This is a genomic window from Agromyces sp. H17E-10 (genome assembly GCF_022919715.1).
Lineage (GTDB): Bacteria > Actinomycetota > Actinomycetes > Actinomycetales > Microbacteriaceae > Agromyces.
This window is the reverse complement of sequence record NZ_CP095042.1, coordinates 2,104,946-2,119,698: the sequence shown is the minus strand read 5'-3', so window position 1 is coordinate 2,119,698 and position 14,753 is coordinate 2,104,946. Positions and strand designations below refer to the sequence as shown.

Below are 14,753 nucleotides of genomic sequence, written 5' to 3'. Positions count from 1 at the left end.
CGTGGCCCGGAAGCAGTCCGACGCACTCCGCATCGTGATCCTCGTCGTCTGGATCGCGGGCTTCGTGGTCGGCACGACGACGCACGTCGTCGACCTGGTCGTCGGCGGTGCCGAGGCCTACGCCGGGTTCCCGCTCGGGGTGCGGGTGTTCTGGATGTCGCTCACGCTGCTCGACCCGATCACGGTCGTGCTGCTCGCGTTGCGGCGCCGTGCCGGCATCGTGCTCGCGCTCGTCGTGATCCTCGCCGACATCGCCGTGAACTGGACGGTCTTCGCGAGCAACGGCATCCCGCTGTTCGGGGTCGTGAACCAGACGCTGTTCGCCATCGTGCTCGTCTCGACCGCGCCGGTGCTGTGGCGGTGGTTCGGGCAGAAGTGACGGTGTCGTGGTCTCGATACGCGCCCTCCTTCGTCGGGCGCTACTCGACCGACGGGGTCTCTCGCATGTCAAGCGTGTGACGCAATACGGCGCCGTGCGTCGAGCCGTGACGCAACGTGACAGGGGCCGCCGTCACGAACGTGCCGCCCGAGGATGCCTCGCCTAGCGTCGGCACATCGGCGGAGCATCCCGTCGTCGAACCGACCCCATGGAGGCCCCCGTGACGCTCAGCGAAACGGTGCGCCCGGACCGCGCCGACAGCCGGCCCGAGCGGCCCGCGCGCCCCGCCCGAGCCGAGGGCCGACCCGCCCGCCCGGGCGCCAACCGTCCCAACGGCCAGTGGAAGGTCGACGGCACCGAACCCCTCAACGCCAACGAGCAGTGGAAGCAGGAGGACGGCGGCCTCGCCGTGCGCGAGCGCATCGAGACGATCTACGCCAAGGGCGGCTTCTCGTCGATCGACGGCACCGACCTGCACGGGCGCTTCCGCTGGTGGGGGCTCTACACGCAGCGCAAGCCCGGCATCGACGGCGGCAAGACCGCGACCCTCGAGCCGCACGAGCTCGAGGACGAGTTCTTCATGCTGCGCGTGCGCATCGACGGCGGCCAGCTCACGACCGGGCAGCTGCGCGTCATCGGCGAGATCTCGACCGAGTTCGCCCGCGACACCGCCGACCTCACCGACCGGCAGAACATCCAGCTGCACTGGATCCGCGTCGAGGACGTGCCCGAGATCTGGCGCCGCCTCGAGAACGTCGGGCTCTCGACGACCGAGGCCTGCGGCGACGTGCCGCGCGTCATCCTCGGCTCGCCCGTGGCGGGCATCGCGGCCGACGAGCTGATCGACCCGACACCGCAGATCTTCGAGATCCAGGAGCGCTACATCGGCGACCCCGAGCTCGCGAACCTGCCCCGCAAGTTCAAGTCGGCGATCACCGGCCACCCCAGCCAGGACGTCGTGCACGAGATCAACGACGTGGCCTTCGTCGCCGTGGAGCACCCCGAGCTCGGCATCGGCTACGACCTCTGGGTCGGCGGCGGCCTCTCGACCAACGCGCACCTCGCGGTGCGGCTCGGCGCCTTCGTCACGCCCGACCGGGTCGCCGAGGTGTGGCTCGGGGTCACCTCGATCTTCCGCGACTACGGCTACCGACGCCTGCGCAACCGCGCCCGCCTCAAGTACCTCGTCGCCGACTGGGGAGCCGAGAAGTTCCGCCAGGTGCTCGAGACCGAGTACCTCGAGACCCCGCTGCCCGACGGGCCCGCGGCCCCCAAGCCCCTCACCCAGGGCGACCACGTCGGCGTGCACCGGCAGCACGACGGCCGCTTCTACATCGGTGCGACCCCGTTCGTCGGGCGCATCTCGGGCACCGTGCTCACCCGCCTCGCCGACCTGCTCGACGAGGTCGGCTCCGGCCGGCTCCGCACGACGCCGCACCAGAAGATCGTTCTACTCGACATCGAGGAGCGCGACGTCGAGCGGGTCGTCGCGGGGCTCGACGAGCTCGGGCTGCAGGCGCGGCCGAGCCTCATCCGCCGCGGCACCATCGCGTGCACGGGCATCGAGTTCTGCAAGCTCGCGATCGTCGAGACGAAGCAGACCGCGACCGACGCCGTGCTCGCCCTCGAGGAGCGCCTCGCCGGCATCGACCTGCCGCACCCCATCAGCCTGCACGTCAACGGCTGCCCCAACTCATGCGCCCGCATCCAGACCGCCGACATCGGCCTCAAGGGCCAGCTGCTGCCCGACGGCGACGGCGGCCAGACGCCCGGCTTCCAGGTGCACCTCGGCGGCGGCCTCGCCTCGACGACGCGCGAGGAGGCCGGCACCGGCCGCACCGTGCGCGGCCTCAAGGTGACCGCCGACGGGCTCGCCGACTACGTCGAGAAGGTCGTCGTGCGGTTCATCGAGCAGCGGGATGCCTCGACCGACGAGACCTTCGCCGAGTGGGCGCACCGCGTCGACGAGGAGGAGCTGCGATGAGCGCGCGCAACCTGGGGTCGACCACCGGTGGTCGAGTAGCGAGCGCAAGCGAGCGTATCGAGACCCGCGCGCCTGGTCTCGATACGCGTCCTCCTTCGTCGGGCGCTACTCGACCACCGGAGGTCCTCCGCGCCCTCGCCGAGGCGGGTGACGCCGAGCTCCGGAGTCTCGCCGCCGACGAGGCATCCGCCTACGAGGTCGTCGCCTGGGTGGCACGCAATTTCGACGTGGATGCCACGGCCGTCGCCTGCTCGATGGCCGACGCCGTGCTGCCCCATGTGGTCGCGCAGTCGCTGCCGGGGGTCGACGTGCTCTTCCTCGAGACGGGCTACCACTTCGCGAAGACCCACGAGACGCGCGACCGCGTCGCCGCGTCGCTCGACGTGCGCATCGTCGACGTGCTGCCCGAGCTCACCGTCGCCGAACAGGACGCGAAGTACGGCAAGGACCTCTTCGCCCGCGACCCCGGCTCGTGCTGCGCGATGCGCAAGGTCGCCCCGTTGCAGAAGGCGCTCACGGGCTACGAGCTCTGGTTCACGGGCGTGCGCCGCGACGAGGCGCCGACCCGCACGAACACGCCGCTCGTCACGTGGGACGAGCGCAACGGCCTCGTCAAGGTCAACCCGCTCGCCGCGTGGAGCTTCGACGACCTCATCGACTACGCCGGCGCGTTCGGGGTGACCGTGAACCCGCTGCTCACCGAGGGCTACCCCTCGATCGGCTGCGAGCCATGCACGAAGCCCGTCGCCGCGGGCGAAGACCCCCGGTCCGGCCGCTGGGCCGGCCTCGACAAGACGGAATGCGGGTTGCACCTATGAGCATCGAATCACTCCAGCGGGTTGAGGAGGGAGCGCAGCGACCGTCTCGAAACCCCGACGCCGCACGCCCGGGTTTCGAGACGCCTCCTTCGTCGGCTCCTCAACCGGCGTTGACCACCCTCGACCTGCTCGAGGCCGAGGCGATCCACATCATCCGCGAGGTGGTCGCCGAGTTCGAACGTCCCGTGCTGCTGTTCTCCGGCGGCAAGGACTCGGTCGTCGTGCTCCATCTCGCGACGAAGGCGTTCTGGCCGGGCCGCGTCCCGTTCCCGGTGCTGCACGTCGACACGGGCCACAACTTCCCCGAGGTCATCGAGTTCCGCGACCGCACGGTCGAGCGGCTCGGCCTCCGCCTCGAGGTCGCACGCGTGCAGGACTACCTCGACGACGGCCGCCTCCAGGAGCGCGCCGACGGCACCCGCAACCCGCTGCAGACGCAGCCCCTGCTCGACGCGATCGCCGCGGGTAAGCACGACGCCGTGTTCGGCGGCGCCCGCCGCGACGAGGACAAGGCGCGCGCCAAGGAGCGCATCATCTCGCTGCGCGACGAGTTCGGCCAGTGGGATCCGCGCAACCAGCGCCCCGAGCTCTGGAACCTCTACAACGGTCGGCACACGCCCGGCCAGCACGTGCGGGCGTTCCCGATCTCGAACTGGACCGAGCTCGACGTGTGGTCGTACATCGAACGCGAGGGCATCGAGCTGCCGCCGCTGTACTTCGCGCACGAGCGCGAGGTGTTCCGCCGCGACGGCATGTGGCGCGCGGTGGGCGAGGTCTCGCCGCCGCGCCCCGACGAGCCGGTCGAGCTCCGCACGGTGCGGTACCGCACGGTCGGCGACATGAGCTGCACGGGCGCCGTCGAATCCGATGCCGTGGATGTCGCGGCCGTCGTGCGAGAGGTCGCCGAGTCGACGCTCACCGAGCGCGGGGCGACCCGCGCCGACGATCGCATCTCCGAGGCGGCCATGGAAGACCGCAAGAAGGACGGGTACTTCTGATGGGCGAGGTCACGAACAGCACGCTGCTGCGCTTCGCGACGGCCGGCTCGGTCGACGACGGCAAGTCGACCCTCGTCGGCCGGCTCCTGCACGACTCGAAGGCGATCCTCGCCGACCAGTTCGAGCAGGTCGCCCGCACGAGCCGCGAGCGCGGCTTCGGCGGCGACGCCGGCGGCTTCGACTTCGCCCTGCTGACCGACGGACTCCGCGCCGAGCGCGAGCAGGGCATCACGATCGACGTCGCCTACCGCTACTTCTCGACCGGTCGCCGCTCGTTCATCCTCGCCGACTGCCCCGGGCACGTGCAGTACACCCGCAACATGGTCACGGGTGCGACGACGGCCGACGTGGTGGTGCTGCTGATCGACGCCCGCAAGGGGGTGCTCGAGCAGACCCGCCGCCATCTTTCGGTGGTGCAGCTGCTGCGCGTGCCGAACGTGATCGTCGCAGTGAACAAGATCGACCTGCAGGGCTACGACGCCGAGGCCTACGCGACCGTCGCCGCCGAGGTGCTCGAGGTCACGCGCGAGCTCGGCCTGCCCGGCGTGCACGTGATCCCGGTGTCGGCGCTCGAGGGCGACAACGTCGTCGATCGTTCGCCGAACACGCCCTGGTACGACGGCCCCGCGCTCCTCGAACTCCTCGAGACGCTGCCGACGGTCGACGAGATCGAGAGCTCGCTCGAGGCGTTCCGCCTCGACGTGCAGCTCGTGCTCCGGCCGCAGGGCGCGCTCGCACCCGCCGTCGCGGCGCAGCCCGACGCCGCCGACCGCTTCCGCGACTACCGTGCGTTCGCCGGCCAGGTGTCGAGCGGCACCGTGCGGGTGGGCGACGAGGTCGCCGTGTTCCCCGGCGGGGCCGTCACCACCGTCGTCGGCATCGACACCGCCGGCGGCGAACTCGACGAGGCGCACGCACCCCAGTCGGTCGCACTCCGGCTCGCCCACGAGATCGACGCCGCACGCGGTGCCGTGATCGCCGCGTCGGGCACGCTGCCCGAGGGCCGCCGCGAGATCGCCGCCGAGCTGTTCCAGCTCGACGCACGCCCGCTCGCCCCCGGTACCCGAGTGCTCGTGAAGTTCGGCACCTCGACCGTGCAGGCGCTCGTCGCCTCGGTCGAGGGCCGGCGCAACCTCGACACGCTCGCCACCGAAGCGGCCGAGCAGCTCGAGGCCAACGACATCGGCCGTGTGACCCTCCGCCTCTCGGCGGAACTGCCCTTCGAGGACTACGCCGTGCACCGTCGCAGCGGCGCGTTCCTCGTGATCCACCCGCAGGACGGAGCGACGCTCGCCGCCGGCACCCACAGCCCGGCACGAGCGGCGGCCGCCTGACGGGGCGCCCACCCGGGCGCTCCCGGCCCCCATCGGGGCCATCGCATCACCCATCTGCACGAACCACTAAGGAGGCGACACCGTGAAGACCCGCACCACTCTTTCTCTCACCGTTCTTGGATTGGCCGCGGTCATGATGACCGGTTGCGCCTCATCGGCCGCGGGCGCCCCGCCGGCAGAGTCGGAGGAAGCCCTCGGCGGCACCCCCGCCGAGGAGCTGCGCCTCGGCTACTTCGCGAACGTGACCCACGCGCCGGCCCTCGTCGGCCTGCAGGAGGGCCTGCTGCAGGATGCGCTCGGCGACACGAAGCTCTCGACCGAGGTCTTCAACGCCGGCCCCGCCGCCGTGGAGGCGCTCTCGGCCGGCGCGATCGACGCTGCGTACATCGGCCCGAACCCGGCGATCAACACGTTCGTCAAGAGCGGCGGCGAATCGGCCGTCGTCGTGTCGGGCGTCGCCTCGGGCGATGCCGCGCTCGTCGTCGCCGACGGCATCGACGACCCCGCCGACCTGAAGGGCACGACGCTCGCGAGCCCCCAGCTCGGCAACACGCAGGACGTCGCGCTGCGCACCTGGCTCGCCGACGAGGGCTACACGACCGACACCCAGGGCGGTGGCGACGTGCATATCACGCCGACCGAGAACTCGCAGACGCTCACGCTCTTCCAGCAGGGCGACCTCGACGGTGCCTGGCTGCCGGAGCCGTGGGTCTCGCGGCTCATCATCGACGGCGGCGCGCACGTGCTCGTCGACGAGGCCGACCTGTGGGACGACGGCGACTTCCCGACCACGGTGCTGCTCGTCTCGAAGCAGTTCCTCGCCGAGCACCCGACGACCGTCGAAGCGCTCGTCGAGGGCCACGCCGATGCCGTGCAGTTCATCGAGGACGAGCCCGAGCAGGCTGCCGACGACATCAACGCCCAGCTCGAGGCCGACACCGGCAAGCCGCTCGGCGACGAGGTGCTCGCCCGTTCGCTCGAGCACGTGCGGTTCACGGTCGACCCCGTCGCCGACACCTTCGAAGAGGTCCTCGCGAACGGCGTCGCCGCCGGCACCGCGAAGGACGGCTCGATCGACGGGCTGTTCGACCTCGCGATCCTGAACCGCGTGCTCGAAGCGCGCGGCGAGGAGCCGGTCTCGGCCGCCGGCCTCGGCACGGAGTGAGCGCATGAGCAGGCAGACGATCATCCGCATCGACGGGCTCGGCAAGCGCTTCGGCGAGCGCGCCCCGCTCGTGCTCGACGACGTGACGCTGCACGTCGCGGAGGGCGAGTTCGTCTGCCTGCTCGGCGCCTCGGGGTGCGGCAAGTCGACCCTGCTCAACCTCATCGCCGGTCTCGACCGTCCGTCGACGGGCACCATCGAGGTGCCCGCCGACGGCGCGGCCGTCATGTTCCAGGAGTCGGCGCTCATGCCGTGGCTGAGCGCACGCCACAACGTCGAGCTCGCGCTCAAGCTGCGCGGGGTGCCCCGCGGCGAGCGCCGCTCGAAGGCGCTCGAACTGCTCGACGTCGTCAACCTCGCCGATGCCGCCGAGAAGCGGCCCCACGAGCTCTCGGGGGGCATGCGCCAGCGCGTCGCCCTCGCCCGGGCGCTCGCGCAGGACCGGAAGGTGCTGCTCATGGACGAGCCGTTCGCCGCGCTCGACGCGATCACCCGCGACCTGCTGCACGAGGAGCTCGAGCGGGTGTGGCGCGAAACCGGTCGCACGATCGTGTTCGTCACCCACAACGTGCGCGAAGCCGCCCGCCTCGGCGAGCGCGTCGTGCTGCTCTCGAGCCGGCCCGGCCGCGTGGCCGGCGAATGGCGGTTGGATGCCTCGGGCCCGCGCCGGATCGAGAGCCCCGAGGTCTCGGCGGTCTCGATCGAGATCACCGAGCGCCTGCGGAAGGAGATCGCCCGCAATGCCGCATGAAGCAGACACCATCGTCCCGAGCGGGTTGAGGAGCGAGCGCAGCGAGCGTCTCGAAACCCCGACGCCCGAGACCACTGGTTCAGAGACCGTCGCACCCGGTTTCGAGACGCGTCCGACTTCGTCGGGCGCTCCTCAACCGGCGGAGGGTTCCGCCGACCTCCCCGCGGGGTCCATGCCGTTCCCCGAACTCGTCGAGCGCGCGGCATCCCCCGCCCATGACGAGGCCGAGCTGCGCGAGCTGGCCGCCGGCCTCGACCGGCTGCAGACGGACGAGACCCGCCGCGAGTCGCGCTGGCGCCGATTCGCGTCGAGTGTGCTGCCGCCCGTCATCCTCGTCGCGGTGCTCCTCGTCGTCTGGCAGGTCTACACCGTCGTCGCGAGCCCTCGCCCCGACCTCTATCCCGGCCCGGTCGACGTGTTCACCGCGATCGGCGCCGCCTGGGAGACCGGCCGACTGCAGCTCGCCGTCGTGACGAGCCTCGAACGCGGCGTGATCGGATTCCTCATCGCCGTCGTCATCGGCACCCCGATCGGCCTGCTGCTCGCCGAGGTCGACTGGCTGCGCCGCGCGCTCGGCCCGTTCATCTCGGGACTCCAGGTGCTGCCGTCGGTGGCCTGGGTGCCGGCCGCGATCATCTGGTTCGGGCTCTCCGACGCGACCGTCTACTTCGTCATCCTGATGGGGGCCGTGCCGTCGATCATCAACGGTCTCATCTCGGGCGTGAACCAGGTCCCGCCGCAGCTCCGCCGGGTCGGCCGCGTGCTCGGTGCGAACCGGGCGCAGCTCGCGACTCTCGTCGTGCTGCCCGCGGCGCTGCCCGGCTACGTCGGCGGGCTCAAGCAGGGTTGGGCGTTCTCGTGGCGCTCGCTCATGGCCGCCGAGATCATCGCGACCGGCGGTTCGATCGGGTTCGGGCTCGGTGCGCTGCTCGACCAGGGCCGCCAGCTCGCCGACCTCTCGGCGGTGTTCGTCGCGATCCTCGTCATCCTGTTCGTCGGCATCCTCGTCGAACTGTGCGTCTTCGCCCCGATCGAGCGCGCGCTGCTGCGCCGCCGGGGCCTGCTCCAGGGAGGTTCACGATGAGCGAGACGATCCACGGCCAGGTCACCCTCGTCGGCGCCGGCCCGGGTGACGCAGGCCTGCTGACCATTCGCGGCCTGCGCGCCCTCGAACGGGCCGACGTCATCGTCGCCGACCGGCTCGGTGCGCGCGGGGTGCTCGACGGCCTCGCCGCCGAGGGCGTCGAGCTCACCGCAGAGGTCGTCGACGTCGGCAAGCTGCCCGGCCACCACGCGGTGCCGCAGGATGCGATCAACGCCCTGCTCGTCACCCTCGCGCGTGCCGGCAAGCGCGTCGTCCGGCTGAAGGGCGGCGACCCGTTCATCTTCGGCCGCGGCGGCGAGGAGCTCGCCCACTGCCGCGAGCACGGCGTCGCCGTCGAGGTCGTGCCCGGCATCACGAGCGCGATCTCCGTCCCGGCGATCGCGGGCATCCCGCTCACGCACCGCGGGCTCGCGACGACGTTCACCGTCGTCACCGGACACGACCAGATCCAGGCGCTCGGCGGCGGCCGCGACCACACCGTCGTGCTGCTCATGGGCATCGGCACCCTCGCGAACTCGGCGATCACCCTCGCCCGCGGCGAGCGCGGGGGCGAATGCCCAGTCGCGATCGTCGAAGATGGGTACGGCGAGCACCAGCGCGTCACGATCGGCACGCTCGACTCGATCGCCCTGCAGGCGGCCCGCCGAGGCGTGCGGTCGCCCGCGGTCGTCGTGGTGGGCGACGTCGTGACGCTGAGCCCGTACGCCGAGGGTTTCGAGACGCTCGCTGCACTCGCTCCTCAACCCGCACGACTCTCCCCCAGCTCAACCCGAAAGGCCCCGCAGCAATGACCCTCTCCCTCCGCGTCGCGATCGTGGGCGCCGGCCCCGCCGGCATCTACGCCGGCAACATCCTCCGCCGCCAGGTCGCCGAGCAGGGCGGCGAGGTCGCGATCGACCTGTTCGAGTCGCTGCCCGCGCCCTACGGCCTGATCCGCTACGGCGTCGCGCCCGACCACCCCCGCATCAAGGGCATCGTCAACTCGCTGCACGAGATGCTCGACGCGGGTGACATCCGCCTCATCGGCAACGTCGAGGTGGGCCGCGACGTCGAGGTCGGCGAGCTGCAGGAGCGCTACGACGCGGTCATCTTCGCGACCGGCGCGCTGCGCGACGCCCCGCTCGACATCCCCGGCATCGACCTGCCCGGCTCGTACGGCGCTGCCGACTTCGTCGCCTGGTACGACGGGCACCCCGACGTGCCGCGCAGCTGGCCGCTCGAGGCGCAGTCGATCGCGGTCGTCGGCAACGGGAACGTGGCGCTCGACGTCGCGCGGGTGCTCGCGAAGCACCCGAAGGACATCCTCTCGACCGACATTCCGGCCAACGTGCTCGCCGGCCTCGAGGCATCCCCCGTCACCGACGTGCACGTGTTCGGACGCCGCGGACCGGGCCACGTGAAGTTCACCCCGATCGAGCTGCGCGAGCTCGGCGAGGTGCCCGACGTCGACATCGTGGTCTACGACGACGACTTCGAGCGCGCCGAGGGCGACGCGCACGCCGAGGCGCTGCACGCGTCGAACAACCAGGTCAAGGTCATGACCCGCACGCTGAACGGCTGGCGCACGTCGCCCGGCTCGACCGGCACAGGCACCGCCCAGCGGCGCCTGCACCTGCACTTCCTGCACTCCCCCGCCGAGATCACGGGCGACGGCAAGGTCGAGGCGATCCGCTTCGAGCGCACCCGTCCGGTCGGCGACGGTTCGGTCGAGGGCACGGGCGAGTTCGTCGAGTACCCCGTGCAGGCGGTCTACCGTGCCGTCGGCTACGCGAGCTCGCCGATCCGCGACGTGCCGTTCGACGAGCGCGCCGCCGTCATCCCCAACGAGGGCGGGCGGGTCGTGGATGCCTCGGGGTCGCCGATCACGGGCGTCTACGCGACCGGCTGGATCAAGCGCGGCCCGGTCGGCCTCATCGGCCACACCAAGGGCGACGCGCTCGAGACGATCACCAACCTCGTCGCGGATGCCGCGGCCGGTGTGCTCGCATCCCCAGTCGTCGACGCGGCCGAGGGCGCCGAGATCCTCGAGCTGCTCGACGCCCGCGGCGTCGAGCACACCAGCTGGCAGGGCTGGCTCGCGCTCGACGCGCACGAGCGGGAGCTCGGCGAGGCGTTCGAGGCGCCGGCGCACTACGCGGGCGTCGTGCGCGAACGCGTCAAGGTCGTGCCCCGCGAGGAGCAGGTGTCGATCTCGCGCGACGACGTTCTGGCACTGTCGTGACCTACGTCATCGCACTGCCGTGCGTCGACGTCAAGGACAAGGCCTGCATCGACGAGTGCCCCGTCGACTGCATCTACGAGGGCGAGCGATCCCTCTACATCCACCCCGACGAGTGCGTCGACTGCGGTGCGTGCGAACCGGTGTGCCCCGTCGAGGCGATCTACTACGAGGACGACCTGCCCGACGAGTGGGCCGACTACTACAAGGCCAACGTCGAGTTCTTCGAGATCAGCCCGGCCGGCGCACCCGGCGGTGCACCGCTCGGCTCGCCGGGCGGTGCCGCGAAGACGGGCGCGCTCGCGTTCGACCACCCGCTCGTCGCCGCGCTCGCGCCGCAGGGCGAGTAGGGGTCAGCCGCCGTACCACCCGAGGGTGGCCGCGTCGGGGTCGGCCTCGGCGCAGACGGCGGTGATCTCCTCGGTCGCCGTGCCGATCTCGGCGAGCCGGTCGGCCCACGCTGCCGGGTCATCCGAGGCGTCCATCCGCGAACTCACCGCGCCGGACGCCTCGGCGAGCCTCGTCACCGGGGCGTCGAGATCGGATTCGTCGAGCAGTTCGTCGATGCGGCGCAGGTCCCAGGCCGCGGTGAAGTACAGGCCGCCGGCGGTGTCGAGGCTCATGGCGCCGTCGGGCGCGACCTGCGCGTTGAAGAGCAACGACAGCGGCACGGTGAGCTGTTCGCACGCCTCGGCGTCCGTCGTTCCGACCGGGGCCGACGGCGTCGTCGCCTGGGGCTCGACAGCGGCGGAGGCCGCTGGATCGCTCGGCGCGCACCCCGCGAGGAGCACGACCAGGCTGCCGGCGATGATCGCGGGCACGACCGTGTTGCGCATCCGGTCCGCCTCAGTCGGTCGGCTCGTCGGCCGGGTCGGGGAGGTAGGCGGAGAGGTCGATCGGCTCCGTCGCGCACGGCTCCGCATCCATCGGTCCGAAAGCAGTCATGGTCGATTCCCTCTCCGTTCGATACGGGCGGGCAGCAGGGTGCCCTCGTATGTATATGTCCGGACGGGGCGGAATGGTTCCATTCCGGCCGAAGAAGTTCAGCCGAGACCCCGTCGCGCGGGCGCGGAGAGCACCTCCGCGAGGCGAGCCGAGGCACCCGCACGGGCATCGGGTCTCGCATCGACACGCGCGGTCAGCGCATCGCCGCGCCGGGCTCGAGCACGAGGTCGGCGACGGCGGCGTCGGCCCCGATCGCGACGAGCCGAGCCCGGAACGCCCGCCGGGCGCGTACGTACGGCTCGTCCGAGTCGCGGATGACGGCGAGCTGGTTCATCCATTCGAAGACGCCCTGCACCTCGAAGGCGAACTGGTCGGCGTCGTCGGGCGACGCGATGCCCGAGATCTCGCCGGCCTCGGCGGCGTAGCGCACCTGCACGGCGAGGTAGCCGAGCCAGTCGTCGAGCTGCGCGGTGATCGCATCGCGCACGACGCCAGGCTTCGCGTGGAAGTCGGCCGCCGCCGCCGAGAAGAAGCAGCCGCCCGGAAACACGCGCTCCTGCGAGTAGGCGACGACTCGGTCGAGCAGCGCCACCACGCGCGCGATCCCCCGCGGCTTCGTGCGTGCGGGAGTCGTCACCGTCTCGAGGTAGCGCTCGCGGGCGGCCTCGACGGCGGCGAGCTGCAGGCGCTCCTTGCTGCCGAAGAGGGTCGCGATGCTCGACTTGCTGACGTTCGCCGCGGTCGCGATGCGCCCGATCGAGAGCTGGTCGAGACCCTCGATCGAGGCGAGGTCGATGGCGTGCGCGAGCACGACGCGGCGCGAGGCATCCCCGCGCACCCGTCGGCCGTCGACCGCGACATCCGTTCCGCTCATGTACTCGATTTTACGCACGGTCGTGCGTATAGTTGGCATACGATCGTTCGTATTCATTGTTGGCATGCTCTTCGACGAGGATGCCGCAGCCGATGGCACCCGGAGGCCGAGATGTCCGCCGCACTCACCGCACACGTCGCCGCGATCCGCGCCGCCGATCGCGTCTCGCCCGAACTCGCCGCCGGGCTCGCCCTGCCGCTCTTCCGCCGGGTGCGTCCCGCCCTCGCGGTCCGCGACCACGACCGCGCCGTGCACGAGCATGCCGAGCGCGGGCGGCTGCGGGTTCGCGGCCGCCAGGTCGCGACCTACGCATGGGGTCACGGTCCCGACACCGTGCTGCTCGTGCACGGCTGGCGCGGGCGGGCGTCGCAGTTCGCGCCGATCGTGCGTGAATTGCGCGCCGAGGGCCTGCGGCTCGTCGCGTTCGACGCACCCGCGAACGGCGACTCGCGCGGCCGGCACACCGACATCCGCGACTACCTGGCCGCGATCGAGGCGTTGCAGCAGCGGCACGGGCGCTTCCGCCTGATCGTCGGGCACTCGTTCGGCGCACTCGCGGCGCTCACCGCCGTGCGCGAGGGCACCGCGACCGACGGCGTCGCGGCCATCGCCGGCATGGCCGACGCTCGCTACCTCGTCGACTCGTTCTCGGGCCGGCTCGGCGTGCGGAGCGCGACGGCCGATGCGCTCGCGCGCTCCTTCGCGCACCGGGTGCTGCCCGACGTGCGCGACCCGTACGACCGGTTCGACTCGGTGAGCGCTCCGCTGCCCGCCGAGACGCCGCTGCTCATCGCGCACGACCGCGGCGACCGCGAGGTGTCGGCGAGCGAGTCGCAGCGGCTGCACGCCGCGCACGGCACGCGCTCGCGTCTGCTCCTCACCGAGGGATTCGGGCACGTCCGGGTGCTCGGGGCCGACCCCGTGCTCGACGCGGTGACCGCGTTCGCAACGGGCGGCCTCGCCGCGGCCGACGCGGTCGCCCCGGCAACAGGGGGTCAGTCGTACGCGGCGCCGGCGGCGGCATCCGATCAGGGCAGAAGCCGTGCGACCAGCTCGCTCCGGCTGCCGACGCCGACCTTGCCGTAGATCGACTTCATGTGATCGTGCACGGTGTGCGGCGAGAGATGCAGGTGAGCTGCGATCTGCGCGGTCGACGACCCCGAGACGAGATCGAGGCAGACGTCACGCTCCCGGGGTGAGACGCCGTACGCGCTCAGGAGCAGATCGACGAGGTCGTGCAACGCGGCGGGGTCGACGGTGATGACGATCCGCTGCGGGTCGTCGTCCGAGATGAGCCGACTCGCCTGCACGACGACCCAGTCGTCGTTGACGTCCCGCATCCGCAGGCGTACCGTCCCGGCGCGGGAGCGGCGGGCACCGGCGGCGACCGCGTGCAGCACGAGGTCGAATCGCCCCGGCTCCGCGTCGTCGAGCGCGGCGAGCCACTCGGCCCCGGCGGCCGTCGCGGCATGGAATTCGCCGTCCGGTCCGCACAGGATGATCACCGGCCCGGCGGCACGGACTCCCGCCCGTCCGCCCGAGCGCATGGTGACACGGGTCGCCGCGGCGACCGCCGTGACGATCGAACCGAGGAACTCGACCTCCCGGTCCGAGAAGTCCGCCCCCGGCTCACGGAAGACGCCGCCGACCGCCCAGGTCGCCCCGTCGACCGTGAACGCCGCCCGCAGCTCGTGCTCCAGTCCCTGCGGTCGCAGCAGGTCGTTGAGGCGCACGCTGCGCACGACGTCACGATGGGGTGCGTCCGACAGCCGGGCCGTGGGCGCGTCACGGGTCGCGAGGTTCGCGAAGCTGTTCGGCTCGGCCCCCGTGAGCTCGCTCTCCGCGAAGGCGACCGAGAACTCGAGCGGCACCGGCCACGGCGGCCAGTTCGTGATCGACGTCATCATGAGGGTGTCGGGGTCGACGGCCGACCAGCATGCCTGCTCGAAGGGCACCGAGCGGGCGACGACGTCGAGCACGGCGCGATGCATCTCGGCCACGCCGAGTCCGCTCGTGGCCAGCTCCGCGATGTCGCCGCGCGCCCGCGCGGCGCGGCCCTCCCACATGCCGCCAGTCTCGTCCGGCGCCGGGGAGCGGCAATCCCCAGAACAGGGGATCCGGCCCGCAGCGAAGACCCCCTGCGGAGGCGATCGACGCAGCCTCGCGGGCTGCGTACCCTCGC

15 protein-coding genes are annotated in these 14,753 nt (G+C 71.8%); 12 read left to right on the top strand and 3 right to left on the bottom strand.

Features of this window, described 5'->3' with window-relative positions; all coding sequences use genetic code 11:
* Position 1 precedes the first annotated feature (1 nt).
* The 11 genes from MUN74_RS09590 (at position 2) to fdxA (ending at position 11,102) form a co-directional block, all read left to right on the top strand.
* Positions 2-379, top strand: coding sequence for a hypothetical protein (locus MUN74_RS09590; RefSeq protein ID WP_244856262.1), 378 nt, complete (start codon positions 2-4; stop codon positions 377-379).
* Positions 380-599: 220 nt separating this feature from the next.
* The gene (locus MUN74_RS09585) at positions 600-2,363 is read left to right on the top strand and encodes a nitrite/sulfite reductase (protein ID WP_244856261.1); all 1,764 of its coding nucleotides are present in this window, start codon (positions 600-602) and stop codon (positions 2,361-2,363) included.
* The gene (locus tag MUN74_RS09580; RefSeq protein WP_244856260.1) at positions 2,360-3,181 is read left to right on the top strand and encodes a phosphoadenylyl-sulfate reductase; all 822 of its coding nucleotides are present in this window, start codon (positions 2,360-2,362) and stop codon (positions 3,179-3,181) included. The genes MUN74_RS09585 and MUN74_RS09580 overlap by 4 nt, the downstream gene beginning before the upstream one ends.
* Entirely contained in the window at positions 3,178-4,179 is a 1,002-nt protein-coding gene (gene cysD, locus MUN74_RS09575; protein WP_244856259.1) for a sulfate adenylyltransferase subunit CysD, read from the top strand. Before MUN74_RS09580 ends, cysD begins: the two co-directional genes overlap by 4 nt.
* Positions 4,179-5,513 carry a sulfate adenylyltransferase subunit 1 gene (locus MUN74_RS09570; protein WP_244856257.1) on the top strand — a complete coding sequence of 445 codons (1,335 nt, stop codon included), beginning with the start codon at positions 4,179-4,181 and terminating at the stop codon, positions 5,511-5,513. The genes cysD and MUN74_RS09570 overlap by 1 nt, the downstream gene beginning before the upstream one ends.
* A gap of 121 nt (positions 5,514-5,634) precedes the next feature.
* On the top strand, positions 5,635-6,678 hold the full coding sequence (locus MUN74_RS09565; protein WP_244856256.1) for an ABC transporter substrate-binding protein: 1,044 nt from the start codon (positions 5,635-5,637) through the stop codon (positions 6,676-6,678).
* 4 nt (positions 6,679-6,682) lie between these two features.
* Positions 6,683-7,429: an ABC transporter ATP-binding protein gene (locus tag MUN74_RS09560; protein ID WP_244856254.1), complete on the top strand. Its 747-nt coding sequence runs from the start codon at positions 6,683-6,685 to the stop codon at positions 7,427-7,429.
* 172 nt (positions 7,430-7,601) lie between these two features.
* Positions 7,602-8,513 carry an ABC transporter permease gene (locus tag MUN74_RS09555; RefSeq protein WP_244856409.1) on the top strand — a complete coding sequence of 304 codons (912 nt, stop codon included), beginning with the start codon at positions 7,602-7,604 and terminating at the stop codon, positions 8,511-8,513.
* Positions 8,510-9,325, top strand: a complete 816-nt coding sequence (gene cobA, locus MUN74_RS09550) for a uroporphyrinogen-III C-methyltransferase (RefSeq protein ID WP_370647372.1) — start codon at positions 8,510-8,512, stop codon at positions 9,323-9,325. The genes MUN74_RS09555 and cobA overlap by 4 nt, the downstream gene beginning before the upstream one ends.
* The gene (locus tag MUN74_RS09545) at positions 9,322-10,755 is read left to right on the top strand and encodes an FAD-dependent oxidoreductase (RefSeq protein ID WP_244856252.1); all 1,434 of its coding nucleotides are present in this window, start codon (positions 9,322-9,324) and stop codon (positions 10,753-10,755) included. The genes cobA and MUN74_RS09545 overlap by 4 nt, the downstream gene beginning before the upstream one ends.
* The gene (gene fdxA / locus MUN74_RS09540; RefSeq protein ID WP_244856251.1) at positions 10,752-11,102 is read left to right on the top strand and encodes a ferredoxin; all 351 of its coding nucleotides are present in this window, start codon (positions 10,752-10,754) and stop codon (positions 11,100-11,102) included. The genes MUN74_RS09545 and fdxA overlap by 4 nt, the downstream gene beginning before the upstream one ends.
* A gap of 3 nt (positions 11,103-11,105) precedes the next feature.
* Here the strand turns inward: fdxA and MUN74_RS09535 are convergent, their stop codons facing one another.
* Positions 11,106-11,588 carry a hypothetical protein gene (locus tag MUN74_RS09535; RefSeq protein ID WP_244856249.1) on the bottom strand — a complete coding sequence of 161 codons (483 nt, stop codon included), beginning with the start codon at positions 11,586-11,588 and terminating at the stop codon, positions 11,106-11,108.
* Between the two features lie 302 nt (positions 11,589-11,890).
* Entirely contained in the window at positions 11,891-12,571 is a 681-nt protein-coding gene (locus MUN74_RS09530) for a TetR/AcrR family transcriptional regulator (protein ID WP_244856247.1), read from the bottom strand.
* A gap of 111 nt (positions 12,572-12,682) precedes the next feature.
* Between MUN74_RS09530 and MUN74_RS09525 the strand changes: the two genes are divergently transcribed.
* Complete coding sequence (locus MUN74_RS09525; protein WP_244856245.1) at positions 12,683-13,657, top strand: alpha/beta hydrolase family protein; 975 nt, start codon at positions 12,683-12,685, stop codon at positions 13,655-13,657.
* On the opposite strand, the gene MUN74_RS09520 is transcribed toward MUN74_RS09525, so the two are convergent.
* A complete protein-coding gene (locus MUN74_RS09520) occupies positions 13,600-14,637 on the bottom strand; it encodes a helix-turn-helix transcriptional regulator (RefSeq protein ID WP_244856243.1) in 1,038 nt (345 codons plus the stop codon). The two genes, MUN74_RS09525 and MUN74_RS09520, sit on opposite strands and share 58 nt — an antisense overlap.
* Positions 14,638-14,753 lie beyond the last annotated feature (116 nt).

Bases quoted from the DNA above. Each gene is read 5' to 3' on its own strand.
- MUN74_RS09535 (WP_244856249.1), bottom strand. From the start codon at position 11,588: ATGCGCAACACGGTCGTGCCCGCGATCATCGCCGGCAGCCTGGTCGTG.
- cysD (WP_244856259.1), top strand. From the start codon at position 3,178: ATGAGCATCGAATCACTCCAGCGGGTTGAGGAGGGAGCGCAGCGACCG.
- MUN74_RS09545 (WP_244856252.1), top strand. From the start codon at position 9,322: ATGACCCTCTCCCTCCGCGTCGCGATCGTGGGCGCCGGCCCCGCCGGC.
- MUN74_RS09555 (WP_244856409.1), top strand. From the start codon at position 7,602: ATGCCGTTCCCCGAACTCGTCGAGCGCGCGGCATCCCCCGCCCATGAC.
- MUN74_RS09570 (WP_244856257.1), top strand. From the start codon at position 4,179: ATGGGCGAGGTCACGAACAGCACGCTGCTGCGCTTCGCGACGGCCGGC.
- MUN74_RS09560 (WP_244856254.1), top strand. From the start codon at position 6,683: ATGAGCAGGCAGACGATCATCCGCATCGACGGGCTCGGCAAGCGCTTC.
- MUN74_RS09580 (WP_244856260.1), top strand. From the start codon at position 2,360: ATGAGCGCGCGCAACCTGGGGTCGACCACCGGTGGTCGAGTAGCGAGC.
- MUN74_RS09520 (WP_244856243.1), bottom strand. From the start codon at position 14,637: ATGTGGGAGGGCCGCGCCGCGCGGGCGCGCGGCGACATCGCGGAGCTG.
- MUN74_RS09525 (WP_244856245.1), top strand. From the start codon at position 12,683: ATGTCCGCCGCACTCACCGCACACGTCGCCGCGATCCGCGCCGCCGAT.
- MUN74_RS09530 (WP_244856247.1), bottom strand. From the start codon at position 12,571: ATGAGCGGAACGGATGTCGCGGTCGACGGCCGACGGGTGCGCGGGGAT.
- cobA (WP_370647372.1), top strand. From the start codon at position 8,510: ATGAGCGAGACGATCCACGGCCAGGTCACCCTCGTCGGCGCCGGCCCG.